Annotated in this window: 22 protein-coding genes and 3 pseudogenes; 4 read left to right on the top strand and 21 right to left on the bottom strand. The window is 71.5% G+C overall.

The genetic code is table 11. The annotated features are described in order from the left end of the window. Positions 1 to 110 precede the first annotated feature (110 nt). Positions 111 to 260, top strand: a complete 150-nt coding sequence (locus Prum_RS28520) for a hypothetical protein (RefSeq protein ID WP_173079283.1) — start codon at positions 111 to 113, stop codon at positions 258 to 260. On the opposite strand, the gene aspS is transcribed toward Prum_RS28520, so the two are convergent. Next, the gene (gene aspS, locus Prum_RS28515; protein WP_173079282.1) at positions 249 to 1,499 is read right to left on the bottom strand and encodes an aspartate--tRNA(Asn) ligase; all 1,251 of its coding nucleotides are present in this window, start codon (positions 1,497 to 1,499) and stop codon (positions 249 to 251) included. The two genes, Prum_RS28520 and aspS, sit on opposite strands and share 12 nt — an antisense overlap. A 291-nt stretch (positions 1,500 to 1,790) precedes the next feature. On the opposite strand from aspS, the gene lipA reads away from it, so the two are divergent. After that, positions 1,791 to 2,750: a lipoyl synthase gene (gene lipA / locus Prum_RS28510; protein ID WP_173079281.1), complete on the top strand. Its 960-nt coding sequence runs from the start codon at positions 1,791 to 1,793 to the stop codon at positions 2,748 to 2,750. Here lipA and Prum_RS28505 read toward each other — a convergent pair. Next, positions 2,747 to 5,638, bottom strand: a complete 2,892-nt coding sequence (locus Prum_RS28505) for a helix-turn-helix transcriptional regulator (protein ID WP_173079280.1) — start codon at positions 5,636 to 5,638, stop codon at positions 2,747 to 2,749. The genes lipA and Prum_RS28505 overlap by 4 nt on opposite strands. A 57-nt stretch (positions 5,639 to 5,695) precedes the next feature. Continuing rightward, positions 5,696 to 5,875, bottom strand: coding sequence for a hypothetical protein (locus Prum_RS28500; RefSeq protein WP_173079279.1), 180 nt, complete (start codon positions 5,873 to 5,875; stop codon positions 5,696 to 5,698). Positions 5,876 to 6,038: 163 nt separating this feature from the next. Between Prum_RS28500 and Prum_RS28495 the strand changes: the two are divergent. Beyond that, positions 6,039 to 6,727, top strand: a pseudogene (locus Prum_RS28495) (DUF4191 domain-containing protein). 42 nt (positions 6,728 to 6,769) lie between these two features. On the opposite strand, the gene Prum_RS52015 reads toward Prum_RS28495, so the two are convergent. The 12 genes and pseudogenes from Prum_RS52015 to Prum_RS28440 form a co-directional block, all read right to left on the bottom strand. Further along, positions 6,770 to 7,612: a LamG domain-containing protein gene (locus Prum_RS52015; protein WP_246278152.1), complete on the bottom strand. Its 843-nt coding sequence runs from the start codon at positions 7,610 to 7,612 to the stop codon at positions 6,770 to 6,772. Between the two features lie 59 nt (positions 7,613 to 7,671). Continuing rightward, positions 7,672 to 8,358: pseudogene (locus Prum_RS55205) on the bottom strand (sialidase family protein); the annotation flags it as partial. A 232-nt stretch (positions 8,359 to 8,590) separates the two neighbouring features. Continuing rightward, positions 8,591 to 9,520 carry a dihydrodipicolinate synthase family protein gene (locus tag Prum_RS28485; RefSeq protein ID WP_173079278.1) on the bottom strand — a complete coding sequence of 310 codons (930 nt, stop codon included), beginning with the start codon at positions 9,518 to 9,520 and terminating at the stop codon, positions 8,591 to 8,593. After that, positions 9,517 to 10,530 carry an oligopeptide/dipeptide ABC transporter ATP-binding protein gene (locus Prum_RS28480; protein ID WP_173079277.1) on the bottom strand — a complete coding sequence of 338 codons (1,014 nt, stop codon included), beginning with the start codon at positions 10,528 to 10,530 and terminating at the stop codon, positions 9,517 to 9,519. The genes Prum_RS28485 and Prum_RS28480 overlap by 4 nt, the downstream gene beginning before the upstream one ends. Next, positions 10,527 to 12,410: a dipeptide/oligopeptide/nickel ABC transporter permease/ATP-binding protein gene (locus Prum_RS28475; RefSeq protein ID WP_173079276.1), complete on the bottom strand. Its 1,884-nt coding sequence runs from the start codon at positions 12,408 to 12,410 to the stop codon at positions 10,527 to 10,529. The genes Prum_RS28480 and Prum_RS28475 overlap by 4 nt, the downstream gene beginning before the upstream one ends. After that, positions 12,407 to 13,366, bottom strand: coding sequence for an ABC transporter permease (locus Prum_RS28470; protein ID WP_173079275.1), 960 nt, complete (start codon positions 13,364 to 13,366; stop codon positions 12,407 to 12,409). Before Prum_RS28470 ends, Prum_RS28475 begins: the two co-directional genes overlap by 4 nt. A gap of 4 nt (positions 13,367 to 13,370) precedes the next feature. Beyond that, positions 13,371 to 14,990, bottom strand: a complete 1,620-nt coding sequence (locus tag Prum_RS28465; RefSeq protein WP_218577374.1) for an ABC transporter substrate-binding protein — start codon at positions 14,988 to 14,990, stop codon at positions 13,371 to 13,373. A gap of 215 nt (positions 14,991 to 15,205) precedes the next feature. Continuing rightward, entirely contained in the window at positions 15,206 to 15,856 is a 651-nt protein-coding gene (locus Prum_RS28460; protein ID WP_173079274.1) for a DsbA family oxidoreductase, read from the bottom strand. After that, positions 15,853 to 16,005 (bottom strand): hypothetical protein, encoded by a 153-nt coding sequence (locus tag Prum_RS28455; protein ID WP_173079273.1) that lies wholly within the window; start codon positions 16,003 to 16,005, stop codon positions 15,853 to 15,855. Before Prum_RS28455 ends, Prum_RS28460 begins: the two co-directional genes overlap by 4 nt. A gap of 74 nt (positions 16,006 to 16,079) precedes the next feature. After that, complete coding sequence (menC, locus tag Prum_RS28450; RefSeq protein ID WP_173079272.1) at positions 16,080 to 17,183, bottom strand: o-succinylbenzoate synthase; 1,104 nt, start codon at positions 17,181 to 17,183, stop codon at positions 16,080 to 16,082. Beyond that, positions 17,180 to 18,010 (bottom strand): GNAT family N-acetyltransferase, encoded by an 831-nt coding sequence (locus tag Prum_RS28445; protein WP_173079271.1) that lies wholly within the window; start codon positions 18,008 to 18,010, stop codon positions 17,180 to 17,182. Before Prum_RS28445 ends, menC begins: the two co-directional genes overlap by 4 nt. Positions 18,011 to 18,070: 60 nt before the next feature. Then, positions 18,071 to 18,613, bottom strand: coding sequence for a CHRD domain-containing protein (locus Prum_RS28440; protein WP_246278628.1), 543 nt, complete (start codon positions 18,611 to 18,613; stop codon positions 18,071 to 18,073). A 178-nt stretch (positions 18,614 to 18,791) separates the two neighbouring features. On the opposite strand from Prum_RS28440, the gene Prum_RS28435 reads away from it, so the two are divergent. Beyond that, positions 18,792 to 19,361: a DUF7144 family membrane protein gene (locus tag Prum_RS28435; protein ID WP_218577373.1), complete on the top strand. Its 570-nt coding sequence runs from the start codon at positions 18,792 to 18,794 to the stop codon at positions 19,359 to 19,361. Between the two features lie 4 nt (positions 19,362 to 19,365). Here the strand turns inward: Prum_RS28435 and Prum_RS49740 are convergent, their stop codons facing one another. The 6 genes and pseudogenes from Prum_RS49740 to Prum_RS28415 form a co-directional block, all read right to left on the bottom strand. Continuing rightward, a complete protein-coding gene (locus Prum_RS49740) occupies positions 19,366 to 20,094 on the bottom strand; it encodes a beta-galactosidase small subunit (RefSeq protein ID WP_218577372.1) in 729 nt (242 codons plus the stop codon). Positions 20,095 to 20,114: 20 nt separating this feature from the next. Continuing rightward, positions 20,115 to 22,148, bottom strand: coding sequence for a glycoside hydrolase family 2 TIM barrel-domain containing protein (locus Prum_RS28430; RefSeq protein WP_218577371.1), 2,034 nt, complete (start codon positions 22,146 to 22,148; stop codon positions 20,115 to 20,117). A gap of 10 nt (positions 22,149 to 22,158) precedes the next feature. After that, positions 22,159 to 22,656, bottom strand: coding sequence for a PfkB family carbohydrate kinase (locus tag Prum_RS53920; RefSeq protein WP_281368994.1), 498 nt, complete (start codon positions 22,654 to 22,656; stop codon positions 22,159 to 22,161). A gap of 158 nt (positions 22,657 to 22,814) precedes the next feature. Beyond that, positions 22,815 to 23,060 (bottom strand): annotated as a pseudogene (locus Prum_RS53915) (PfkB family carbohydrate kinase); the annotation flags it as partial. Between the two features lie 95 nt (positions 23,061 to 23,155). After that, positions 23,156 to 23,773, bottom strand: a complete 618-nt coding sequence (locus tag Prum_RS28420; RefSeq protein WP_246278151.1) for a bifunctional 4-hydroxy-2-oxoglutarate aldolase/2-dehydro-3-deoxy-phosphogluconate aldolase — start codon at positions 23,771 to 23,773, stop codon at positions 23,156 to 23,158. Positions 23,774 to 24,094: 321 nt separating this feature from the next. Next, entirely contained in the window at positions 24,095 to 24,460 is a 366-nt protein-coding gene (locus Prum_RS28415) for an RDD family protein (RefSeq protein ID WP_246278150.1), read from the bottom strand. Between the last annotated feature and the right edge of the window lie 162 nt (positions 24,461 to 24,622).

Below are 24,622 nucleotides of genomic sequence, written 5' to 3'. Positions count from 1 at the left end.
CCGCCCACCGCACCCCACGCATCGCGCGTCGCCGCGCGTCGATCAAGGACTATCCCGTCGATCAAGGGCGAACGGCCGTGCTTTGATCTCCGATCCACGACCATATGCCCTTGATCGACGCACAAGTCCTTGATCGACGCACACCGCGCACCGCGCACACCGCACACCGCACACCGCACACCGCGCACAGTGCGCGCCGCGCACAGCGCGGCGAGGAGCGGGAGCGGGCGGCGAGCGCGGGCGTGGCGTTATGGGGTTAGGCGGTGGCGGTCCCTCGGGAAGGCGGCGACCTCGCGGACGTTGCCGGCACCGGTCAGCCGAGCCACGAAGCGCTCCAGCCCGATCGCGAACCCGCCGTGCGGGGGCATGCCGTGCCGGAACGTCTCCACATAGGACGCATACGGCTCGATCGGCTCGCCGCGCGCGGCCAGCGCCGCGACGTAGTCCTCGTACCGGTGCAGCCGCTGCCCGCCGGTGACCAGCTCGACACCGCGGAAGAGCAGGTCGAACCCGTTCGAGTACGCCGGACGCCCCGGCTCGGGGTGGGTGTAGAACGGCCGCTTCGCCATCGGGTAGCCGGTCACGAACACGAAGTCCGACCCGTGCTCGCGCAGCGCCCACTCCCCCACCGCGCGCTCGTGGGCCGGCGCGAGGTCCGGTTCGTCCAGCGGAGCCCCGGCGATCTTCAGGGCCTCGGTGAAGTGCACGTCGGGGATCTGCGCCGGCATGGCCGCGGTCGCCCCGGTCGCCGCCACCATTCCCGCCAGCACCTCGTGCAACACCGCCATCACGTCGCGGTGGTCGTCGACGAAGCCCAACTCGGCGTCCAGCGAGGTGTACTGCGCCAGGTGCCGGCCGGTGTCGTGCGGCTCGGCGCGGAAGACCGGGCCGACCTCGTAGACGCGTTCGAGGACGCCGACAAGCATCTGCTTGTAGAACTGGGGTGACTGCGCCAGGAACGCCGGCCGTCCAAAGTAGTCGATCGCGAAGACGTTCGCCCCGCTCTCGGTTGACGAGGCGACGATCTTCGGGGTGTGCACCTCGACGAAGCCGAGTCGGTCCAGTGTGGACCGGAAGCCGGCCACCGCGGCGGCCGATGCGCGCAACGCCGCGGTCCGGCTCGGGTGCCGCAGGGACAGCGCCGCGTGGTCGAGCTGGGTCGGCAGGGTCGCCGCCAGCTCCGGCCGGAAGAGGTCGAACGGCGGGGGTACGGCGGGTGCGCCGAGCAGTCGTACCGTGGGCTCGACCACCTCGACGCCTGCGGGCGCGGCACTGTTTGCCGCGACCGTGCCGGTGACCTCGACGACGGTCTCCTCGGTCAGCTCTTCGAGCTGGGCCCGTACGTCCGGCGCGGTGACCACGACCTGGCTGAGCCCGGCGGCGTCCCGCACGATGAGGAACGCCACCGTTTTGAGCAGTCGCCGGCGGTGCACCCAGCCGGCAAGCCGGACGGGAGCGCCCACCTGGGCACGGAGTTGGGTGGAAAGGATGCGTTGCATTCGGCACCTCCTCGTCGATCGCGCAACGCGATCCCCTGACGGGCGCGGGCGAGTGGGGAACTCGCGGTGCCACCGCGCCTTCGCCCCCAAGGAGGGGCCTCTTTCAACACAACGGCTCGGGAGTGTCTTCGCGCCCCGGCGCCGGGCCATCCTCACAGCTAACGATGGCTCTCTCCGCCGGCGGATCGGGGCGTTACTCGGTTCCGTCGTCGCCGTCGACCGGACGCTATCAGGCAATATCGGTGGCCGGCATCACATTAACCCTGGCGTGAGGCTCGTCGCCTAGTGTTCATGCGTGACCACGGTAAGCGTAGGCTCGGATCCGTGACCATCGCTCCCGAGGGACGGCGCTTGCTGCGCATTGAGGCGCGCAACGCGGAGACGCCGATCGAGCGCAAGCCGCCGTGGATCAAGGTCAAGGCCAAGATGGGCCCGGAGTACACCGAGCTGCGCGGCCTGGTCCAACGCGAGGGCCTGCACACGGTGTGCCAGGAGGCCGGCTGTCCCAACATCTACGAGTGCTGGGAGGACCGCGAGGCCACGTTCCTCATCGGCGGCGACCAATGCACGCGACGGTGTGACTTCTGCCAGATCGACACCGGAAAGCCGGCCGAGTTCGACGCCGACGAGCCGCGCCGGGTGGGCGAGTCGGTGGCCACGATGGGCCTGCGTTACGCGACCGTGACCGGCGTCGCCCGCGACGACCTGCCGGACGGCGGCGCCTGGCTGTACGCGGAGACCGTGCGGCAGATCCACAAGCTCCAGCACGGGTGCGGCGTCGAGCTGCTGATCCCGGACTTCAACGGCGACCCGGTGCAGCTCGGCGAGGTCTTCGACGCCCAGCCCGAGGTCCTGGCCCACAACGTCGAGACGGTGCCGCGGATCTTCAAGCGGATCCGGCCGGCGTTCCGCTACGAGCGCTCGCTCGACGTGCTGACCCAGGCTCGGGCCGCCGGGCTGGTCACCAAGTCCAACCTCATCCTCGGCCTGGGCGAGGAGCGGCACGAGGTGTCCCAGGCGCTGCGCGACCTGCACGCGGCCGGCTGCGAGCTGATCACGATCACGCAGTACCTGCGGCCGACCCCGCGGCACCACCCGGTGGAGCGCTGGGTCAAGCCGGAGGAGTTCGTGGAGTTCAAGGAGGAGGCCGAGCAGATCGGCTTCGCCGGGGTGATGAGCGGGCCGCTCGTGCGCTCGTCGTACCGCGCCGGGCGGCTCTACCAGCAGGCGCTGGCCGCCCGCGAGGCTTAGGCCCCGCCGCCGTCGAGCAGGCCCAACCGGCGGGCCACCGCGGCCGCCTCGACCCGGTTGGCCACTTCCAGCTTGGCGATGATCCGGGACACGTGCACGCTCGCCGTCTTGGGTGAGATGTAGAGCTGCTCCGCGATCCGCCGGTTGCTGAGGCCGTCGGCGACCAACCGCAGCACCTCCTGCTCACGGACCGTGAGCAGCTCCGGCTCGGCCGGCATCGAACGGCTGGACAGCCGCAGCCCGACGCGGCGGGCCAGCGTGGCCAGATCCTCCCGCAGCGGCGCGGCTTCCAGGTCGGCGGCGATGCAACCGCACTCCTCGACCGCCTCGCCCGCGCCGGCCCGGTCGCCCGCCGCGGCGGCGGCCTGCGCGAGCCCCAGCAGGGCCAGGGCCAACGCGTACGGCTGGCCGTCGGCGCGCCACGCGGCCACGGCTTCGCGCCACGCCGGCAGCGCCTCGGGCCCGGTCGCCAGCGCGGCTCGCACCTGGGCGGCGTAGGCCAGCTCCGCCGGGTAGGTCGCCTTGAGCGTGCCGGCCGTGATCCGCACATGGTCGGCCAGCGACTGGTGGCCCGCGACGGTAGCGGCCTGGGCGGCGGCGAGCAGCAGCGGCCACGCGTACCGCTGGTAGTCGGCGACCCCGTCCACGGCGAGCGCCGCCTCCGCGGCCTCCACCGCGCCACCGCGATCACTTGCCGCCAGCGCCGCCAGGATCCGCAGCTCGTGCAGTGGGATCGCGAGCTGCGGGTCGAGGTAGGCGCGGCCCTGGAAGCTCAACGCCCGGGCGATCAGCTCGCCGGCGCCGGGATGGGCACGGGCGAGCCGGAGCCGCGAACGGATCAGCAGCCAGTGCAGGCCCAGCGTGCCGGGCGGGTCGATCCGGGCGGTCTCGGCGGAGAGCGCGTCGGCCTCGTCCCACCGACCCAGCGCCACCAGCGCCTCGGCCTGGTTGGACAGCACGAACGCGCCCTTGGAGCGGCTGATGCCGATCCGCTTGGCCTCCAGCGTGCCCTCGCCGGCGACCCGGGCCGACTCGGCGTAGTCGCCGATCTCGAACAGCGCGTCGGAGATGTTGACCAGGCAGTGGACCAGGCGGTCGTGCTCGCCGGCCGACCGCGCGATCTCCTCGGCCCGGCGCATCTCGGCGATGCCGGCCTCGACGGAGATCTGCCGGCTGCACACCCGGCCGAATGTGAGCGTGGCGGTCGCCCACGCCCCCGCGTCGCCCAGGGCCTCGGCGCCGGCCATCGCCTCGCGGGCGATCCGTGCGCCTTCTTCCAGGTCGATCCGCCCGAGGTGGCTGGCGATGTCGGCGAGCAACTGCACCCGGTCGGGCTCCTCCGGCAGGTCGCGGACCAGCTCGTACGCCTGGCGCAGCTCGGCCACGCCGTCGCTCTTGCCGAGCAGGCGGATCAGCTTGCCCCGCCCCTCCAGCAGCTTTGCCGCCCGCAGCGGCTCGGCGGCCTTGTCGACCTCGGCCAGCGCGGCCCGGGTCAGGCTCATCGCGCGGTGGTAGTCGCCCGCCACGTACGCCGCGAAGACCGTCTGCTCCACCAGGGCGAGATGGTCCATGCCCAGGCGCTCGGCCGCGTCGGGGACCTGCTCCCACAGCTCCAGGACGCGCTCGAGGAGCCGGCTCTGCTCCGCGTACGCGTAGCGCTTGGCGGCCGCCGTGGCCGCGAGGGCGGCCGAGGTGAGCGCCTTGGGGTGGTCGTGCGCCGAGAACCAGTGGTGGGCGATCTCCGCGGGCGCGCGCTCGGCGCCGACGAGCTGCGGTCGGGCCTCGATCGCCGCCGCGTAGCGGGCGTGCAGCCGGGCGCGCTCGCCGGGCAGCGAGTCCTCGTGGACGGCCTCACGCACCAGGGCGTGCCGGAACTCGTAGCCGCCCTCGTAGTCGGCCACCACGAGCTGGGCGGCGACCGCCGTACGGAGCGCGTCCTCCAGCGCCGCGTCGGGCACGTCGGCGACCTCGGCGAGCAGGTCGTGGCCGATCCGGGTGCCGCCGGCAGCCGCGATCCGCAGCACCCGCTGGGCCTGGTCGGGCAGCCGGTCGACCCGGGCGAGCAGCAGGTCGCGCAGGGTGCCGGGCAGGTCGGAGCAGCCCTCCGGGCCGGTGGTGGCGGCCAGCTCCTCGACGAAGAACGGGTTGCCCTGGGCCCGGTCGTGGACGTTGTCGACAAGCTTCGGCCGGGGCTCCTCACCCAGCAGATCCGTCAGCATCTCCGCGGTGCCGTCGCGGTCGAGCCGGTCGAGATCGACCCGCTCCACGCCGCGGGCCCGGTCGAGCTCCGCGAGGAACGACCGCAGCGGGTGCCCGCGGTGCAGCTCGTCCGACCGGTACGTGCAGACCAGCAGCGCCTGGGCGGTGCGGGCCGAGCGGACCAGGAAACCGATCAGGTCACGGGTGGACTTGTCGGCCCAGTGCAGGTCTTCGACGATCAGCACCAGCGGACGCTGCTTGGCCAGCCGCCCGAAGAGCCCGGACACCAGCTCGAAGAGGTAGGCCCGGTTGGCGTCGACCAGCCCTTCCGGCCCGGCCGGACCCAGCTCGGGCAGGAGCCGGGCGAACTCGTGCTCGTGCCCGTCGAACGCGCCCGGCCCCTCGTGGCGGAGCAGGTCGCGCAGCGCGGCGACGAACGGAGCGAACGGCAGCCCTTCCTCGCCCAGCTCAAGGCACTGGCCGGTGAGCACCCGCACGCCCTCGCCCCCGGCCAGCCGCCGGAACTCCTCGACCAGCCGGGTCTTGCCGATCCCGGCCTCGCCGCCGAGCAACACCGTCGTCGGCTCGTCGCCCCGCGCGCGCTTGAGGGCGTCGCGCAGGGCGCCAAGGTCGGCGTCGCGGCCGACGAGGACGGAACTGCTGGCGCGGGCGGTCACGAGATCGAGCATGCCACGACCCTCCGACAGAACCTCAATGATTAAGCGCTCGGCCCAACGACGTACCCCTCAGGGCATGGCCGGGGCCCGGGTGGCGGCGCCCCCGTGCCGCCGCGCACCCCGCGGCCACCAGCGCCGGCCGCCGTGGCGTGCGACGGCCCGGGCCAGGCGGACCCGCTCGGCGTCGGCGTGCAGTTCCTCGCTGCGCAGGTGATGCAGGGTCAGGGCGGAGTGAACATCGACGTACATTGCGGGCTCCTTCGCGAACACAGCGGATCTGACGTTGACTGTCCGCGCGAAGGTCCCCGGCCACATGAGTGCGATGCCCGATCTCTGCGCCTGCGGGGTCCTTACTCCGGGGTCATACGACCGCCGCGGGCTCGTAAGGTACTTACCCCTTAGACTGCGGGGCATGGCAAAACCCGAGGAGAAGGTCTCATTCGGCCAGCGGCTGAAGCAGATCGGGATGGTGTTCTCGTTCACCGCCAAACGCGACAAGTGGTTCGTTCCGCTGGTCGCCGGGGCGGTGTTGATCCCGATCGCGCTCACGTTCGTGGCGGTCGTCTCCTGGGGCTGGCTGTGGCTGCCGGTGGGCATCCTGCTCACCTTGCTGGCCGTCTTGATCGTGCTCAACCTACGCTCCAACGCCGCGATGATGAACGCCGCGGAGGGCCAGCCCGGGGCGGCCGCACAGCTCCTGGAGAACATGCGCGGCGACTGGCGGGTGACCCCGGCGCTGAGCTCGACCACCCAGATGGACATGGTGCACCTGGTGATCGGGCGCCCCGGCGTGATCCTGCTGGCCGAGGGCAACCCGCAGCGCGTCCGCAGCCTGCTGGGCCAGGAGAAGCGGCGGCTGGCGAAGGTCATCGGCAACGCCCCGCTGTACGACTACGTCGTCGGTCAGGGCGAGGACGAGCTGTCCATCCGCAAGCTCCGGATGACGCTCATGCGCCTGCCCCGCAACCTGTCCGGCAAGGACGTCAACGCGCTCGACAAGCGGCTGACCGCGCTGTCCGCCCGGCCCGCCTGCCGAAGGGCGCCATCCCGAAGGACATGCGCCCTCCGAAGGGCGCCTTCCGCCAGATGCGCGGCCGCTGAGCCGCGGCCGCCTGACCGGCAGCCGCGGCAGCAACAGCACCGCTAGAACGGCAGCCGGAGCCCCAGCCGCCCACCGACCGGGGCGTTCCACTCGCGGATGAGGCCCAACTCGGCGTCCGACAGCGCCCGGCGGTAGACGCGCACCTCGTCCAGCGAGCCGCGGAACCGGTCGGCGCCGTCCACCCGCTGTCCGATGTGGATGCCCTGCACGCCGAACTCCTTGCCGGCCGTCACCGAGCCCGGCGGCGCCACCGCGCCGGCCACCTCGACGCCGTCGACCAGCAGGGCCAGCCGGCCGGCCGCCCGGCGCAGCGCGACGTGGTGCCACGCGCCGTCGTTGTACGACCCGGTCGAGGCCACGGTGACCGTGAACCGGTCGACCACCATCAGCGCCCGGATCCGGTTGCTCGCCGGCTCGGCCCGCAGCCACACCTGCGGCGTGGTGCCGGACCCCATCCGGTACGCCCACAGGATCGCGCCCTGCTTCGTGGTCTCCGCGTATCGGATCCAGGCGGTGAGCGTGAAGTCGTCGGCGCCGAGGTCGATCGAGCGGTCGAACGGCACCTCCACCCGGTCGTCCACCCCGTCCAGAGCCAGGCCCTCGCCGTATCGACCGTCCGTGGTGGCCGCCCCGCCCCGGACGTACGCCTCGTTCCGGTACGGCGACGCGTCCGGCGTCGTCGGCCCCGGCTCCGGCGGCGCCGGGATGCCCGGCGGCGTCCCGTTCGGGGTGTCCAGGTACGCCTCGTTGAAGCGGGCCCAGCGGATGCTCTCGTACGGCGTGGACACGCCGGCCTCGTAGTACAGCGCGGCCTCGTCGCCGTCCAGCCGCACCATGTCCGAGTAGGCCGTCGCCCCCAGTAGAAGACCTTCCCCTGCTGCCACGTCTCCCAGCTGCGCCCCTCGTCGTACGAGGACCGGATGCTCGCCACCTCGCGGGCGGCCGGATGGGCCGGCGCGGAGAAGAGGATCCGCCCGGAGTCGAAGCGCAGCAGCGAGCCCTGCACGTCCGGCATGGCCAGCTTGGGCAACGTCCGGAACGGCTTGTCGAACGTCGCGCCGCCGTCACTGCTGATCGCGTACGCCCGGCTGCCCGGCTCGGTGCCCCGCTCCCGGGCCAGCGCGTAGATCCGGCCGTCCTTCAGCTCGACGACGGTGACCTCCTGCGCGATGACGCCACCGTCGTCGCGGAACGTCTCCGCACCGATGTGCCACGTCTCACCGGCGTCGTCGCTGTAGAGCAGGTGCGTGCCGTAAACGTGCTTGCCGACACCGTCGTAGCTCTCGAAGCTCGCGCCGACGACCAGCCGGCCGGCGTGCTTGCCGCGGGTGAGCTGGATGCCGTGCATCGGGCCGGTGGCGTACCAGAAGTTCCACTCCGGACGCTTCGCCTCGGTCAGTTCGCGCGGCGCCGACCAGGTCGCCCCGTTGTCGTCGCTCACCTGGACGTACGGGTCGCGGTCGCACCCGTTGGGGCAGGGCGCCGGCCCATTGTGCGTGGTCACCACGACCACCCGCCCGGTCCGCCGGTCCACAATGGGCACCGGGTTGCCGTGCGTGCTGCCGTTGCCTTCGGAGACCACCTGTAGCGGGCCCCACGTACGGCCGCCGTCGGTGGAGCGGCGCAGCACGAGGTCGATGTCCTCGTCGTCGCCGCAGTCCTTGACCCGCCCTCGGCAAAGGCCAGGACCGTGCCGTCCGTGGCCCGTACCACCGCGGGGATCCGGAAGCAGGCGTACCCGAAGGTGCGCTGCTGGTAGATGACCTGTTCGTCGACGAACGGCGCCGGTTCGTCCGCGAAGGACGCCGGTGAGGTAGCCGGGACCGGGTTGACCAGCAGCAGGAGGGCGGCGAGCGCGCGCATCAGATCAGCCCTCCCGCCGCCAGGTACTTGCCCACCCGGGCGGTCTCGTCCTCGTCGAGCGGTATCTGCGGCGGTGCGGTGGTCGGGTGGTCGATGACGCCGCGCAGGTGCAGCGCCGCCTTGAACGCACCCAGGGCGGACGAGCTGCCACCCATCCGGGTGCCGCCCACGGTCACCAACTCGAAGAGGTGGAACAGCCGTTCCTGCTCGGCGCGGGCGGCGGCCCAGTCACCGGCGCGGGCCGCCCGCACCAGCCGTACGTAGCCATGCGGGTCCACATTGCCCAGTCCGGGCACGACGCCGCTGGCGCCCATCCACAGTGCTGAGTCCACGGTCAACTCCGATCCGGTGAGAACGCTGAAGTCCGCGATGTCGGCCCGCTCCCGCCGGCCGAGGATGACGGCGCGCAACCCGCCGTCGTCGCCGCTGGAGTCCTTGACGCCGGCCAGCACACCCTCGGCGGCCAGGTCGAGCACCAGGTCCGTGCCGAGCTTGGTGTGCACCGACACGGGCAGGTCGTACGCGTAGAGCGGCCGGCCGGCGCGTGCCGCGATGGCCCGGAAGTGGGCCCGGATCTCGGCCGGATGGGTGCGGGCGTAGAACGGTGCGGTCGCCACGATCGCGTCCACGCCCGCCGCGACCGCGGTGTCCACGTGGTCCAGCACCCGCGGCGTGGTCATGTCGATGACGCCGGCGAGCACCGGCACCTGCCCGGCCACGTGACCGACCACAGTGTCCAGTACGACCTTCCGGTGCCGGTCCGGCAGGAACGCCACCTCGGAGGTGGAGCCCAGCAGGAAGAGCGCGTCCACGCCGCCCGCCACGAGGTGGTCCACCAGCCGGGTCAGCGAGCCGGTGTCGACCTCGTACGACGGGGTCAGCGGCGTACACACCGGTGGGATGACGCCGGTGAGGGCGGTGTTGGTCATGAACTCTCCAAACCGGACGCGACAACAGCCTCGTCGATCAACTCGCGGTCGGTGGCCCCCTCGACCACCGGGTGGTAACAGCGGACCGCTCCTGGCGCGGGCATCTCCGTCGCGCACACGTCGTCGGCCCGCCAGCAGCGGGTCCTAAAGGGACAACCACTGGGCGGCCGGGTCGCCGACGGCACCGGGCCCACCAGCGGGATCGGGTCGATCGGGTGCAGCAGCCCCGGCGTGGCCGAGAAGAGTGCCCGGGTGTACGGGTGCCGCGCCTGGTGCGGCACCGCGTGTGCCGGCGTCTCCTCGACGATCCGGCCGAGGTACATCGTGATGACGCGGTCACTCATCCGCCGCACCGTCTGGATGTCGTGCGAGACGAAGACCAGCGCCAGCCCGAGCTGCTCCTTCAGGTCCAGCAACAGGTTGAGGATCTGCGCCCGCACCGACACGTCGAGCGCGCTGGTGGGCTCGTCGGCGACCAGCAGATCCGGCTCCAGCGCCAGCGCGCGGGCGATCGCCACGCGTTGCCGCTGCCCGCCGGAGAGCTGCCCGGGGAGCAGGTCGGCGGCGCTGGCCGGCAGGCCGACCTGGGCGATCAGCTCGCGTACCCGGTCCTCCCGCTGCCGGGGCGTACCGCGCCGATGCACGTCGAGCGGGTCCCGCAGCACCTGCCGTACGGGCAGCCGGCGGTTCAGCGCGGTGGACGGATCCTGGAAGATCATCCCGACGCTGGCGCCAATCAGGCGGCGGCGGGGGAAGTCCGGAAGGGAGGCGATGTCCTGCCCGTCGAAGGTGACCGTGCCGGCCGTCGGCCGCTGGAGTCCCACGAGGACCTTCGCGAGCGTGGTCTTGCCACACCCGGACTCGCCGACGATGCCGACCGTCTCGCCGCGGGCGATGGACAGGCTCGCGCCGGTGAGCGCGTACACGCGGTCGCGCCGGAAGAGCCCACCGGAGCGTGCCTTGTGCACCACGTGCACATCGGACAGTTCGATGAGGACGCGCTCGCTCATGCCGCACCTACCAGCTCGGTCGCCGGGTGGTGGCAGGCCACCTCATGAAGAAGCTCGCCGGCCAAGGGTGGAGCCGCGCTACGGCAGACATCCGTCGCCATCGGACAGCGGTCCGCGAAGCGGCAGCCGGCCGGGAAGTCGGCCGGCGACGGCACCACGCCGCGGATCTGGGTGAGCCGCGGCGCCGCTGACTCCAGCGACAGCACGGCCCCGAGCAGGCCGCGGGTGTAGTGGTGGGCCGGCGAGCCGACGAGCGACGCGGTGACGCCCGTCTCCACGATCTGGCCGCCGTACATCACCGCGACCCGGTCGGTCACGTCGGACACCAGGGCCAGGTCGTGCGAGACCAGGATGAGCGCGAACCCCAACTCCTCGCGCAGCCGCAGCAGCAGTTCGATCACCTGCGCCTGCACGGTCACGTCGAGCGCGGTGGTCGGCTCGTCGGCGACGATCAGCTTGGGGTTGCGGGACAGGGCCATCGCGATGAGCACCCGCTGCCGCTGCCCGCCGGACAGCTCATGCGGGTACGACGAGAGCGTGCGCGCCGGGTCCAGGCCCACCATCTCCAGCAGTTCGGTCGCCGTACGCCGGCCACCGCGCCGGACCACCTGCTTCAACTGGGCCCGGATCGTCATGGCGGGGTTCAAAGAGGACAGTGCGTCCTGGTAGACCATCGCCATGTCGTGGCCGAGGAGCCGGCGCCGCGCCTTCGCGGACAGGGTCAGCAGGTCTTGGCCATCGAAGCGGATCTCCCCGCGCACCGTGGCGCCGCGCGGTTGCAGGCCCATGATGGTCAGCGCGGTGAGCGACTTGCCGCATCCTGACTCGCCGACCAGCCCGAGCACCTCGCCGGGGCGTACCTCGAACGAGATGCCGTCCACGATGTCCACGCCGTTGTGCCGGTTCTCGAAGCTGATGGAGAGGTCCTTGACAGCGAGCACGGGTGCGCCGGACGGGAGCGGCCGGGCCCTCTCCGCAAGCCGTTGCGCGGCCTCGGCGAGCCCCGGTAGGTCCACCGACACGGGCGGCCCGGCCTCGATCCGGTCCTCGGACCGCACTCGCGGGTCGGGCCGCCGGGATGCGGGCGCCGCCCAGGCGTCCGCGATCCCCTCGGCCAGGATGTTCAGCGACAGCACGGTGACGAGGATCAGCAGGCCCGGGAAGACCGTGGCCCACCAGCCGCCGAGCAGCACCAGGTTCTTGCCGTCCGCGATGACGCTGCCCCAGGACGGGTTGGGCGGGCGCACGCCGGCGCCGATGAACGACAGCGACGCCTCGAACACGATCGCGTCCGCCACCATCACCGTGCAGAAGACCAGCACCGGGGCCGCGCAGTTGATGGCCACGTGCTTGACCAGGATGTGCCAGGTGCGCGCGCCGATCGTCTTCTCGGCGGCCACGTAGTCCTCGCCGTACTGGGACAGCACGTTCGCGCGTACCACCCGGGCCACCGGCGGCGTGTAGAGGAAGGCGATCGCGAACACCAGCACCTGGATGCCGCCGCCGAAGACCGCCACCAGCACCGCGGCCAGCGCGATCCCGGGGAACGCCATGACGACGTCGAGGATCCGCATCATCCCCTCGTCGACCCACTTGGGCGACGCGGCCGCGATCGCGCCCACGGCCGACCCCACGACCAGCGCGAGCGCGGTGGCGCCCAGCCCGATGATCAAAGACCAGCGCGCGCCGTGCAGCAGCCGGCTGAGGATGTCGCGGTTCGCGCTGTCCAAGCCCATCCAGTGGTCGGCCGAGGGAGCGCCGCCGGCGGCTTCTTGGGTGTACGGCGAGTGCGGCGCGATCCACGGTGCGAGCAGCGCGACGACGATGATCGCCAGGAGTACGGCGAGCGCGATCCACGACAGCCTCGAAAACCGCTTCATGAGGCGCTCCGCAGGCGGGGGTTGACCAGGAGGTAGAGGATGTCGACGGCCAGGTTCACGATGACGAACCCGGTCGCGATGGTGAGCACGACGCCCTGCACCACGGCTGGATCGCCGTTCGTCACGCCGTCGATCATCAGTTTGCCCATGCCGGGCAGCGCGAAGATCGTCTCGATGACCACCGCGCCGCCGAGCAGGTATCCGACCCGCAGGCCCAACACGGTCAGCGGGTTGATGAGCGCGTTGCGAAGCACGTTCCGGCCGACCACCACGATCGGCGGCAGGCCGCTGCCGATCGCGGTGCGCACGTAGTCCTTGTCCAACTCCTCGACCATCGACGTACGGACGATCCGGGTGAGCTGGGCCGCGACCGGCAGCGACAGCGCGAGCGCCGGCAACGTCATCGACCGCAGCCACCCGGTGAACGAGTCGGCCGGGTTGATGTACCCGCCGGTCGGGAACCAGCCCTGCTCGACGGCCAGCCACTGGATCATCAGCAGCGCCAGCCAGAACCCCGGTGCCGCCACGCCGCCCAGCGACACCACCCGGATGAGCTGATCCGGCCAGCGGTCCCGGAAGATCGCCGCGGTGATGCCCAGCAGCAGCGAGGTCACCACGGCGATACCGAGTCCGAGGAACGTCAGCTGCATCGTCAGCGGCAGCGCGGTGAGCACCGAGTCGAGCACCGGCGCCTTGGTCAGCACGCTCGTGCCCATGTCGCCCTGGAGCAGGTCGCCGACGAAGCCCACGTACCGCACCGGCAGCGGGTCCGTCAGGCCGTTCTCCTCGCGGAACTGCTGGATCTGCTCCTGCGTCGGGTTGGTCCCCTGGAAGTACGCGTACTCCGGCTTGTTGTTCGAGAACCGCATGACGATGAAGACGAACAGGATCACGCCCAGCAGCAGCGGGATGAGGATGAGGATGCGGCGCGCCAGCATCCGGGCGATCACGGCCATAGGCTCAGACCCGCTTGGACTGGAGCAGGTTGATGCCCGGGTACCCCTGCGGCCGTACCCCGGTGATCTTCTTGGCGTCCCAGGCGGTCATCAGCTCGGTGTGCACCACCGGGTACAGCACCGCCTGCTCGGCGATGACGTCGAGGTACTGATGGATCAGGGACAGCTTCTTGGCCTGGTCGGGCTCCTTGGTCGCCTGGTCCATCAGCGCGAAGAGGCTCTTCGCCTCGGCGCTGGCGTCCCACTTCGTGTACTTCATCCAGGAGCCGCCGGCGGTGTAGTTGTAGCGCAGGATCAGGTCGGCGTCGATGCCGAACTGGTTTGGGTTGGAGGCGGCGGCCACCACCTGGTAGTCCTGCGACTGGTCCATCTTGGTGAAGAGCGCGCTGGTGTCCTGCGGCTGCAGCGTGGTCTTGACGCCGATCGCGTTCCACGAGTTGGCGATCGTGGGTAGGCAGTCGGCGATCCAGCTGACGTTGACCGACATCAGCGTGACCGACAGGTTGGTGACGCCCGCCGCGGCGAGCAGCGCCTTGGCCTTGTCCGGGTCGTACGCGTACACCGTCTTGGCCTTGGCGTACGACGGGTTCTGCTCGTTGAGGAAGCTCGTGGACGCCGCGCCGTGGCCCTTGAGCGCGACGTCGATCATCGTCTTGGTGTCGATGGCGTAGAGCAGCGCCTGCCGCACCCGTACGTCGTTGAACGGCGCGTTGCCGGTGTTGAACATGAGGAACATGTGGTTCATGCCCTTGGCGCCCTCGACCGTCAGCCCGGAGCCCTTGAGCTGGTCGATGTTGGCGTACGGGATGTTGTCCGAGATCTGCGCCTCGGCGTGCCCGCCGGAGATCTTCGCGACCCGGGCCGACGCGTCCACGATGGACAGCCAGTTCATCTTCTTGTACGCCGCCGGCCGCGGTCCGTTGTAGTCCGCGAACGCCTCGAAGGTGGTGTTCGACTTCGGGTTGTGCGCGGTCTGCTTGAACGGGCCCGAACCGACGGCCTTGCCGCCCTTCGCCGCGTCCCAGCCGCCCGCCGCGCCGAAGACGTGCTTGGGCAGGATCTTCGCGATCGCCAGCCGGCGCAGCGCGTCCGGGAACGGGAAGTTGAAGACCAACTCGACGCTCGTTTCGTCGACCTTCTTGACCTCCTTGAGCCAGGCCCGGAAGAAGTTGCCGACCAGGACCTTGGCTTCTGGATCCAGGATCCGTTGGAAGGTAAACAGCACGTCGTCGACCGTGACCGGCTGGCCGTCATGCCACTTGGCGCCCGAGCGCAGCGTGAACTTCCACGAGGTCGCGGCGGTGTCGGTGGGCAGCGCGGTGGCGAGCGCCGGGTACGGCTCGCGGGTCACCGGGTCGGTCTCGACCAGCGCCTCGTAGACGTGGTTGATCCCGGCCATCGCGAAGGCGGACGCGGTCTGGGTCGGGTCCCAGCTCTGGTCGTTGCCGTAGCCGATGACGGCCGTCACCAGTTCCTTGTCGCCGTCACCACTGACCGAACCGGTCGAGGCCGGCCCGCTACCACAGGCCGATACGGTGGCCGTAATGCTGGCGGCCGCACCGAGGATCGACCCGTACCGGAGCAGGTCACGGCGGCTCATGGTGCGATATGTCGGGGCGCTCACGGTGCCTCCTAGGCAAAGGTCCACGTCATACATGGGACGTCGGATGTCCTATGACTGGAGAGGAGGCTAGGCCGCGATCGATTCCCGGGTCAAGAGCTTGTTACGGGTATGTTGCGCAAGCTCCTCAAAAGGGCAGCCCTCTTGCCGCCAGGGCGGGTATACGGGAGCCCTCTTGGGGATACGTCCCCAAGAGGGCTGCCCTTTTGGGGCCGGGGCTAGCGGGCGGCGGCGCCGGCGGCCTCGTACGCCTGGCGCAGGGCGGACGCGAACACCTCCAGGGGCTGGGCGCCGGAGATGCCGTACGCCCGGTCCAGCACGAAGAACGGCACGCCGCTCGCCCCGAGTGACCGGGCCGCACGGATGTCTTCCTCGACGTCCTGGGTGTACGCGTCGCCGGTCAGCACCCGCCGCGCCTCCTGCGCCGGGACGCCGACCTCGGCGCCCAGCCGCACCAGCGTCTCCACGTCGTCGAGCGCCTCGCCCTCCATGAAGTGGGCGTGCATGAGCCGCTCGTGCGCCGCCGGCCCGGCGTCGTGCGCCTTGGCCAGGTGGGTCAGCCGGTGGGCGTCGAACGTGTTGACCGACAGGGCGCGGTCGAAGTCGTACGCCAGCCCTTCCTCGGCCGCCACCGACGTGACCCGCGACGTCATCTGGCGCACCTGCGCGGCCGAGGCGCCGAACTTCTTGGCCAGCATGTCGTACGTCGGCTCCCGGACGCCCTTTGGGTGCGAGGGGTCGAGCTGGAAGCTCCGCCACACGACCTCGACCTCATCCGCGTGCTCGAACTCCCCCAGCGCCCGCTCCAGCCGCCGTTTGCCGATGTAGCACCACGGGCAGACGATGTCGGACCACACTTCGACGATCACCAGCAGCTCCCGTCCGTGCAGGCCGCCGCGTCCTCGACGCCGACCAGCACGATCAGCGGCTCGTCCGGGGCGGCCGCCAACTCCGATGAGGGCGAAGGTGGGAGTGAAGGCGGCGGCGCGGCCTTCTCCTCGGCGATGGGTACGCTCATCAAGGGCTCCTTAGTTACTTCCCGTGCGTTACACCATCATCCGCTAGTGCCGGCGCTTTAGTCAGTGTTCCCCATCACTTGATCCACTCGGTGGCGGTGGTGCACTCCCGGAGCGCGTCCGGGTCCGGCGACACGCCCAGCCCCGGCCCGGCCGGCACCCGCACGTGCCCGTTCTCCAGCACGAACGGCTCGGTGATGTCACGCGCGAAGTAGCGGTCGGACGCCGAGGTGTCGCCCGGCAGCGTGAAGTTCGGCAGCGCGGCCAGCGCCACGTTCGCGGCCCGGCCCAGGCCGGTCTCCAGCATCCCGCCGCACCACACGGGTACGCCGTGCGCGGCGCACACGTCGTGCACCCGCCGGGCCTCCAGGTAGCCGCCGACGCGGCCGGGCTTGACGTTCACGATCGCGGCGGCGCCGAGCGCGATCGCGTCCGCCGCCGCGCGGGCCGAGGTAATCGACTCGTCCAGGCACACCGGGGTACGCAGCTGGCGGGCCAGCGCGGCGTGACCGCGCACGTCGTCCTCGGGCAGCGGCTGCTCGATCAGCAGCAGGTCGAACGGGTCCAGCCGGGCGAGGTGCCGGGCGTCGGCCAGCGTGTACGCCGTGTTCGCGTCGACCTGGAGCAGCACCTCGTCGCCGAACCGCTCGCGCACCGCCCGCACGGGCGCCACGTCCCAGCCCGGCTCGATCTTCAGCTTGATCCGCAGATAGCCCTGGGCCAGGTAGCCGGCGACGGCGTCCAGCAGCTCCGGGATCGAGTCCATGATGCCGACCGAGACGCCGGCGGGCACCTCGTCCCGCACCGCCCCGAGGAACTCACCGAACGAGACGCCGGCGGCCCGCAGCTGGGCGTCCAGCAACGCGGTCTGCACCGCCGCCTTGGCCATCGGGTGCCCCTTCACGCGGGCGAAGAGCGGCTCCACGGCGTACCCGTCGGGGCTCGGTATGGACATCGCGGCCGGCACCAGGAAGCGGCGGACGACCTCGGCGGCGCCGTCGACGTATTCGCTGGAGTAGTGCGGGGCGGCCATGGCCACGCACTCGCCCCAGCCCTCGGCGTCCTCGGTGACCGCCCGGACCAGCAGCACGTCCCGTTCGTGCTCGGTGCCGAACGACGTCCGGAACGGACCCACCAGCGGCATCGCGATCCGGCGCAGTTCGAACCCGGTGACCTTCATAGGTGTGCCTCCAGCACGTACCAGCCGTCCTTGGTGATCCCGGCGATCCGGTAGCCCCGGTCCAGCGCCTCGATCATGGCCGCGCGCACCGCGTAGCGCCAGCGCCCGGTCAGGTCCGGGTCGGTCCGGCGCAGCGCCTCCACGTCGGCCGGCACCGCGATCAGCAGGCGCCGCCCGCCCGCCGCCGCCGGCACGGGCGCGCCGCCGTCGCTCCGCCCCAGGACGACGGTGCCGCCCGCCGGATCGACCGCCACGCCGTGCCCCTCGGCAGCGGCCACCACGGCCGGCGAGGTCAGCGCCCAGCGCACGTAGACCCGGTCGCTCACGTCGCCGGTGTTGATGCCGTCGTCCATCAGGCCGTAGAAATCCGGCAGGTACGCCGTGGCCGTCGCGCCGAGCTTGTGCAGATTGAAGTACGCGTTGCGGCGCACGAGCGGGTCGTACGTCCAGCACACCGCGTCGATGTTCCGGTCGAGCGCCCAGGCCCGCTGGTGCAGCTTCATCGCGTACCCGACGCCGCTGCCCTGCCCGCCCGGCTGGACGCCCGCGATGTGCGAGTGCAGGTGGTCCGCCCCGAGGAACGCCACCGCCGCGCCGATCAGGTCGTCGCCCCGGTAGGCACCCACGACGTAGTTGCCCGAGTGGCCGAATGCGCGCATCAACCCCGCGTTGACCAACTGGTCCGCCGAGTCCGCGCCCCACACCTGGCGCAGCAGCTCGGCCGCGGCATGCTGGCTGGGCACGTCCGAAAGCTCCGTGATCCGCACGCCCAGCCGCTCGGCGACGCCGCCGGCCACCACCCACGCCTCGTCGACCAGAGCGCTCATCGGTTCACCCTACGCATGATCAAGGGCGCCCGATGCGGGCGCCCTTGACCGTGTCGACCGTCAGTGGTGTCCGAGCTGGGCCCTGATCTCGCCCGCCGGGTACAGCGAGCTGTGTACGTTCACGTACGTCGCGCCCGCGCGGATCGCGCCGACCAACTCCGTGAACTGCCCCGCCGTGATGCCCTGCCCCACGGGACCGATGACGTCACCGGGCCGGATGGTCCCAGTGACGGTGGCCGGAGCCGCCGGGCACAACTGGGTGCCGGCCGGCCCATTGCCGAGGTTGGTGCAGAGGAAGACGCTGATGCCGCCACTTTGCGCTTTACCCCCAAAGTGAATGTGCGCCTGGGTGACGGTGCCTTCGAGCGTCGCGTAGCTGAGCCGGTAGGTGATCTCCTGCGCCTTCTCGTCGATCTGGACCCGGAGCTGACCCTGCCCGGTCGTGGAGATCACGATCGGGTCCTCCTCGTACCCGGTCAGCCGCTCGTGGAGCGTGTTTCCTGCCCGCGTGTCGCTTCCGCCCGCCATCGCCGCGCTTCCCCCCGCGGCGCCCAGCACCACGGCAGCGACGGCGATCGCCAGTAGTCGCGCATGCTTGATCATCACGTGTTGCCTCCGTCCGTAGACAACGTGCCCTATAGCAGCTCACGCTGCCCCGAACGGCCCGGTTCAATCGAAAATTATGGATCTTGAGTGATTCTTGCTTTTTATGTGTAAAGACCGATTCATCTGCCTATGGTCGGAGGTTAGGCACAACTCTCACACAAAGCTGGAGAGGGTCATGGCTACCAGAAGAAGCAGCGAGAGCACGTGGGCAGTCGGCGGCGTGGTCTTCGCCGCCACGATGATGATCATGTTGGGCATCTGGCAGGTCTTCGTCGGCATCGCGGCCATCGCGAACGACGAGTTCTTCGTCACGGTGCGTAACTACACGTATGACATCGACACCACGGCATGGGGCTGGATCCACCTGATCCTCGGCGCGCTCGCGGCGATCGCGGGGTTCTTCCTCTTCAGCGGCGCCACCTGGGCCCGCTGGGTCGCGATCGCCTTCGCCGCGCTGGCCATCATCGACAACTTCATCTTCCTGCCGTACTACCCGCTGTGGTCACTGGCGGTGATCGCGCTCGGTGTGTTCGTCATCTGGTCGCTGACCACCGTCGACTCGCGCCGGATGGCCGGCGGCGAGACGACCAGGGCCGGCTACTACACCAACGAGCGGTCGCAGCCCGCGACGGAGCGGTGGCCCACCAACAAGCCCAGCACGGCGCGCCGCGCCGAGCCGGCCAACGAGGCCACCACCCCATCCGCCACGGAGGTCTCAGAGACCCCACCGCTCGGGCGGCAGTAGACCGCTACAAGGCCGCCAGGCGTACGCCGAACGTGACGTCCCGGGCCGTGAGGTCGTACTGCGGCAGCACGCCCGGGCCGCACGACGCGCTGCCGAGACCCTGCTGCGCCAGGTCGAGGTTGAGGTAGACACGATCTCGGGGCACGACGTCCGTCGTGTGCGCGGCCGCGTCCAGGTCCTCGCTCGTCCATCTGCGGGCGGTCATCTGGTACGTCGGGTAGCCGTCGACGCGGATGCCACGGCCCGTCGCGTCGGTCAGCGTTGCCCAGCGGACATCGGCGCGGCTGCCGTTCTCCTGCGGCCGGACGTACGGGGTCTGCATCTCCTCGACCGTTCGCGCGTACCGGCCGACGCGGGAGGCCCGGCGGCTGTCCGGGTACGCCTCGCCCGGCCCGCCACCGAACCAGGTGACCCGGTCGAGGGTGGCCGGGAGCCCCAGGCGCAGACCGATACGGGGCAGCACCGGCCAGTCGCCGTGCGGGCGCACGTGCACGGTCAGCGCCAGACCGTCCGCTGTGGACACCCAGTGGTACTCGACGTCCATCGCGAGGTCCAGCGCCGCCGGAGCGACCCGGGTACGCACGAGCAACTCGTCGGCGCCCGCCTCCACCGCGACCGTGCGGTGCCGCAGCCGGTGTAGACCGATGGCCCGCCATTCCCGCTCGACCGGGTGCGCGCCGAGCCGGTCGTTGTCCGTCGGCGCCCGCCACAGGTCCAGCTGCGGCCCGTCCACGGGGACATCCCCGATCCTCGTCAGCACCCCCGCTCATCAAACGCCCCGGCTGCAAGGAAGGGCACCCTGTTAACGGTTTTTGCATAGGAAGGGTCCCCTGCTAACACCTGCCCCCACGCGACCTCGTGACCGGCGGGGGCCCACGGGGAGTCGGCAGCCAGGACGGCGCGCACGGTCAGCCAGGTCTCGCCCTCGGCCGCCGGCAGCGCCGGCAGCGGCACGTCCGCGTGCTCCCCCGGCGCCACGGCCGGTACGTCGAGCGCGCCGCTCGCGACCGGCTCGCCCTCCCGCTCCAGGGTCCAGGTGAACGCGAGGTGGGACAGGTCGCGGAAGTCGTACCGGTTGCTGATGCGCACCGCTCCCGTGCCGGCCGCGGCGATGCGTACCGGCGCGACGACGGTGGCGTACTCGATGAGGCCGGGCGACGGCGTACGGTCCGGGAAGACGAGCCCGTCGATGACGAAGTTGCCGTCGTGCAGCGGCTCGCCGAAGTCGCCGCCGTACAGGAATCGGTCCCCGTCCCGTACGCCGTGGTCGATCCACTCCCAGATGAACCCGCCCTGGCACCGCGGGTGCGTGTCGAAGAGCTCCTCGTACTCGCTGAGCCCGCCCGGCCCGTTGCCCATCGCGTGGCCGTACTCGCACAGGATGAACGGCAGGTCCGGGTGCTCGCCGCCCTTGCCGATCGAGTCGACCTCGGCGTGCGAGGCGTACATCCGGCTGTAGACGTCGACGTACGCGCAGGCGCGGTCGCCCTCGTAGTGGATCGGACGGCTCGGATCCCGCTCGCGCGCCCAGTCGGCCATCGCGGCGAGGTTCTGGCCGGTGTGGCTCTCGTTGCCGAGCGACCACAGGACGATGCTCGGGTGGTTCTTGTCGCGCTCCACCATCCGGCGCATCCGGTCGAGGTACGCGTCCCTCCACTGTGGCTCGTCGCTGGGGTTGCCCCGCCAGCCGACCTGCCCGAACCCGTGCGTCTCCAGGTCGCACTCGTCGATGACCCACATGCCGAGCTCGTCGCAGAGGTCGAGGAACGCCGGGTGCGGCGGGTAGTGGCTGGTGCGTACGGCGTTGACGTTGTGCCGCTTCATCAGCAGCAGGTCCGCGCGCATCACGTCGAGCGACATCACGCGGCCGTGATCGGGGTCCCACTCGTGCCGGTTCACCCCGCGCAGCCGGATCCGCCGGCCGTTCACGGTGAGGATGCCGTCCACAATGGCCACTGTGCGGAAGCCGATGCGCAGTCGCACAGTCTCCGTCTCGGTGGACAGGAGCGCCTCGTACAGGTGGGGGTCCTCGGCCGTCCACGGCGTCACCTGGGCGCGGTACGGGGAATCGGCTGGTCCGTCGATCCCGAGCGACGGCACCCGCAGCCGGGCTCCGGCCACGGTGTCCACCCGCAGCGTGCCCTCCCCGGTCCGGTGGTCGTAGTCGGCGTACACGAAGGCGTCGTCGATCCCGCCGGCCGGCCGGCGGATCAGTGCCACGCTCCGGAAGATGCCCGGCAGCCACCACATGTCCTGGTCCTCCAGGTAGCTGCCGGAGGACCACTGGTGCACCCGCACGGCGAGCACGTTGCGCCCCGCCCGCAGGTGCGGCCCGGCGTCGTACTCCACCGGCAGCCGGCTGCCCCGGGTCACGCCCAACTCCACGCCGTTGAGCCACACCCGGGCGCACGACTCGACGCCCTCGAAGCGCAGCACCGTGCGCTCGCCCACCCAGGACGCGTCGAGGTCGAACGCCACCCGGTGGTCGCCCGTCGGGTTCTCGTCCGGCACGTACGGCGGGTCGATCGGGAACGGATAGACCACATTGGTGTACGCCGGAGCGCCGTACCCGTGCATGGGCCAGTGCGACGGGACGGGCAGCGAGTCCCAGGCGGAGTCGTCGAAGTCGGCGGCCTCGAAGCCGGCGTCCGTGCCGGCGGCCGTCGGCGCGAGCCGGAAGCGCCACGCCCCGTCGAGGTCTACGCGGGGCGCGTCGGAGTCCAGCGCGGCGCGCGGCGGCAGGGCGCCGTAGCCGGGCGAGACGTCGGTGAGGTAGGCGTCGGCCATGTGAGGCTCCTTATCGGACAGTGGTCCCGGGTACGGCGTCGAGCAGGCCCAATTCGGTCCGGGTGGGCAACCCTTCCCAGTCGCCCCGGGCGGCGACGGCGAAGGCACCGGTGGTGACCGCCCGGTCCAGGCGCGCGGCCAGGTCCACGCCGTCGAGCAGGCCGGACAGGTACCCGGCCACGAACGCGTCGCCGGCGCCCACCGTGTCCACGACCGGCACGCTACGAGCCGGTCGCTCGACGGCCTCGGTGACCGTGTACGCGGAGGCACCGGCGGCCCCGCGCTTGACCACGACCTCCCGTACGCCCGCCGCGAAGAGGGCGGCTACCGGATCCGTGCCGGCCAGCACGGGCAACTCGTCGTCGGACGCCACCACGAGGTCCACACTGGACAGCAGCGGGCGCAGCGCGGCGGCGGCGTCCGCGACCGTCCACAGCCGGGCGCGGTGGTTGACGTCCAGGCAGACGGTCGCCCCGGCGGCGCGGGCGCGCTCGACGGCGCGGGCCACGGCGGCGGCCGGCCCGGGGCCGAGCGCGGGCGTGATCCCGGTGACGTGCAGCACCCGCGGGGGCCGGCGGCGAACGCGACGTCCACCTCGGCCTCGGACAGCCGGGAGCCGGCGGAACCGGTGCGGTAGTAGCTGACCCGGGTCACGCCGGCGACCCGCGGCTCGAAGATGATCAGACCGGTGGGCGCGTGCGGGTCGACCGCGCAGGCCGACACGTCCACCCCCTCGGCCCGCAGCGTACGCAGCACCAGCTCGCCGAGCTCGTCCGCGCCGGTGACGCCCACCCACCGGACGGCGTGCCCGAGGCGGGACAGCCCGATGGCGACGTTCGCCTCCGCGCCGGCGACCGACAGCGCCAGGGTCCCGCCCAGCCGCAGCGGCCCGCCCGCCCGGAGCGCCGCCATGGTCTCCCCGAGCGTGATGACGTCGATCATGCGCACCCCGTCCCCACCTCCGTGGATCATGAGGTTAACCGGCCGGCAAGCGCTTTCCAAATGGCTTATGCGATGGCATCGAGGAAGACCTTGACGCGGGTCCGCAGCGCCGTCAGGTCCCCGCCGTGCGGGGCATCCCCGAGCAGCGGGGAGCCCACGCCGACCGCGATCGCACCGGCGTCCAGGTACGCGCGGGCCGCCTCGGCGTCGACACCACCCACCGGCACGAACGGCACCTGCGGGAACGGGTCGCGCAGCGCGCGCAGATAGGCGGGCCCGCCCACCGAGGCGGGGAAGAGCTTGACCGCGGCCGCACCCCCGGCCGCGGCGCTGATCACCTCGGTCGGGCTCAGCGCGCCGACGAGGCTGGGCAGGCGCAGCCGGGCCGCCTCCTCGACACCCGGGCCGTAGCCCGGCGTCACCACGAACGAGGCCCCGACGTCGGCCGCCGCCCGGGCGTCGTCGGCGGTGCACACCGTACCGGCGCCGAGCGCCGCCTCCGGCCCGAGCGCCGCACGCGCCCGCGAGATGACCGCGGTGGCGTCGGCGGTGGTCAGCGACACCTCGACCAGCGCGATGCCCGACTCGACCAGCGCGATGACGCTCCGGGTCGCGGCGTCGGCGTCCCGGCCGCGGACGATCGCCACGAGCCGGTGCTTTTCCAGCAGTCGTCTCAGGTCCACCTGGCCATCCTGCCACCCCATGCGTCACGCTCGCCCCAGCTCGCCCGCCCCGTCGATCAATGGGCCGCCGCGCCGCCTCGCGGCGCCGCGTCGATCAAGGACTTCTCCGCCGATCAAGGGCGAACGGCCGTGCTTTGATCTCCAAACCACGACCGTTTGCCCTTGATCGGCGCGGCGGTCCTTGATCGGCGCGGCGCCGCGAGGCGGCACGCGGCCCGGACCAACGGGGCGACGCGGCCCGCGAGGCGGCGCGGCGGTCCTTGATCGACGCGGCGCCGCGAGGCGGAGCGCGGCGCGGAGCGGCGCGGGAGAGGGAAGCGGTCAGGCGTTGGTCATGATGGAGGCGGCGGCCTTGTCGTGTAGGCCGCGGCGCTGGCCGTCCATGATCAAGGCGGGCACCACGAGGCTCAGTAGTACGCCCCGGATGAACGCCCTCGGGATCCCGATCCGGCCGCCGTCGACAAACGAGACGCAGCGCAGGCGGGTGATCGCCATCCCGGGCGTCTGGGCGAAGAGGCCGATGAAGATGGCGTACTCGAGGATCAGCACGACGACCGGCGGCCATCCGTCACGCAGCGGGTCGCCGAAGAAGTTGGACACCAGCAGGCACAGCACCCAGTCGATGACAAGCGCGCCAAACCGCTTGGCGAGGCTCGGCGGCTCCGCGTCGTCCCGCTCAGTGGTCACGGACGGCCAGCCTAGTGCCTGGTCAGGACGCACCGGTGTATCGTCCGTTTGGTGACCTGGTGGCGACCGAGTGGCGGACTTTGCCCGAACGCACCGACGTAACACGGCGGAAACATTAGAGACACGCCTGGGCAACGGCCTGCCCATACCGTCGCGACCAGC

The sequence above is a fragment of the Phytohabitans rumicis genome (assembly GCF_011764445.1).
In the GTDB taxonomy this organism is placed as follows: Bacteria; Actinomycetota; Actinomycetes; order Mycobacteriales; family Micromonosporaceae; genus Phytohabitans; species Phytohabitans rumicis.
Note: the sequence above shows the minus strand (reverse complement) of the source record. Positions and strands in the feature narration are given on the sequence as shown.

Bases quoted from the DNA above. Each gene is read 5' to 3' on its own strand.
- aspS (WP_173079282.1), bottom strand. From the start codon at position 1,499: ATGCAACGCATCCTTTCCACCCAACTCCGTGCCCAGGTGGGCGCTCCC.
- lipA (WP_173079281.1), top strand. From the start codon at position 1,791: ATGCGTGACCACGGTAAGCGTAGGCTCGGATCCGTGACCATCGCTCCC.
- Prum_RS28505 (WP_173079280.1), bottom strand. From the start codon at position 5,638: ATGCTCGATCTCGTGACCGCCCGCGCCAGCAGTTCCGTCCTCGTCGGC.
- Prum_RS28500 (WP_173079279.1), bottom strand. From the start codon at position 5,875: ATGTACGTCGATGTTCACTCCGCCCTGACCCTGCATCACCTGCGCAGC.
- Prum_RS28485 (WP_173079278.1), bottom strand. From the start codon at position 9,520: ATGACCAACACCGCCCTCACCGGCGTCATCCCACCGGTGTGTACGCCG.
- Prum_RS28480 (WP_173079277.1), bottom strand. From the start codon at position 10,530: ATGAGCGAGCGCGTCCTCATCGAACTGTCCGATGTGCACGTGGTGCAC.
- Prum_RS28475 (WP_173079276.1), bottom strand. From the start codon at position 12,410: ATGAAGCGGTTTTCGAGGCTGTCGTGGATCGCGCTCGCCGTACTCCTG.
- Prum_RS28470 (WP_173079275.1), bottom strand. From the start codon at position 13,366: ATGGCCGTGATCGCCCGGATGCTGGCGCGCCGCATCCTCATCCTCATC.
- Prum_RS28455 (WP_173079273.1), bottom strand. From the start codon at position 16,005: ATGAGCGTACCCATCGCCGAGGAGAAGGCCGCGCCGCCGCCTTCACTC.
- menC (WP_173079272.1), bottom strand. From the start codon at position 17,183: ATGAAGGTCACCGGGTTCGAACTGCGCCGGATCGCGATGCCGCTGGTG.
- Prum_RS28445 (WP_173079271.1), bottom strand. From the start codon at position 18,010: ATGAGCGCTCTGGTCGACGAGGCGTGGGTGGTGGCCGGCGGCGTCGCC.
- Prum_RS28440 (WP_246278628.1), bottom strand. From the start codon at position 18,613: ATGATCAAGCATGCGCGACTACTGGCGATCGCCGTCGCTGCCGTGGTG.
- Prum_RS28435 (WP_218577373.1), top strand. From the start codon at position 18,792: ATGGCTACCAGAAGAAGCAGCGAGAGCACGTGGGCAGTCGGCGGCGTG.
- Prum_RS28430 (WP_218577371.1), bottom strand. From the start codon at position 22,148: ATGGCCGACGCCTACCTCACCGACGTCTCGCCCGGCTACGGCGCCCTG.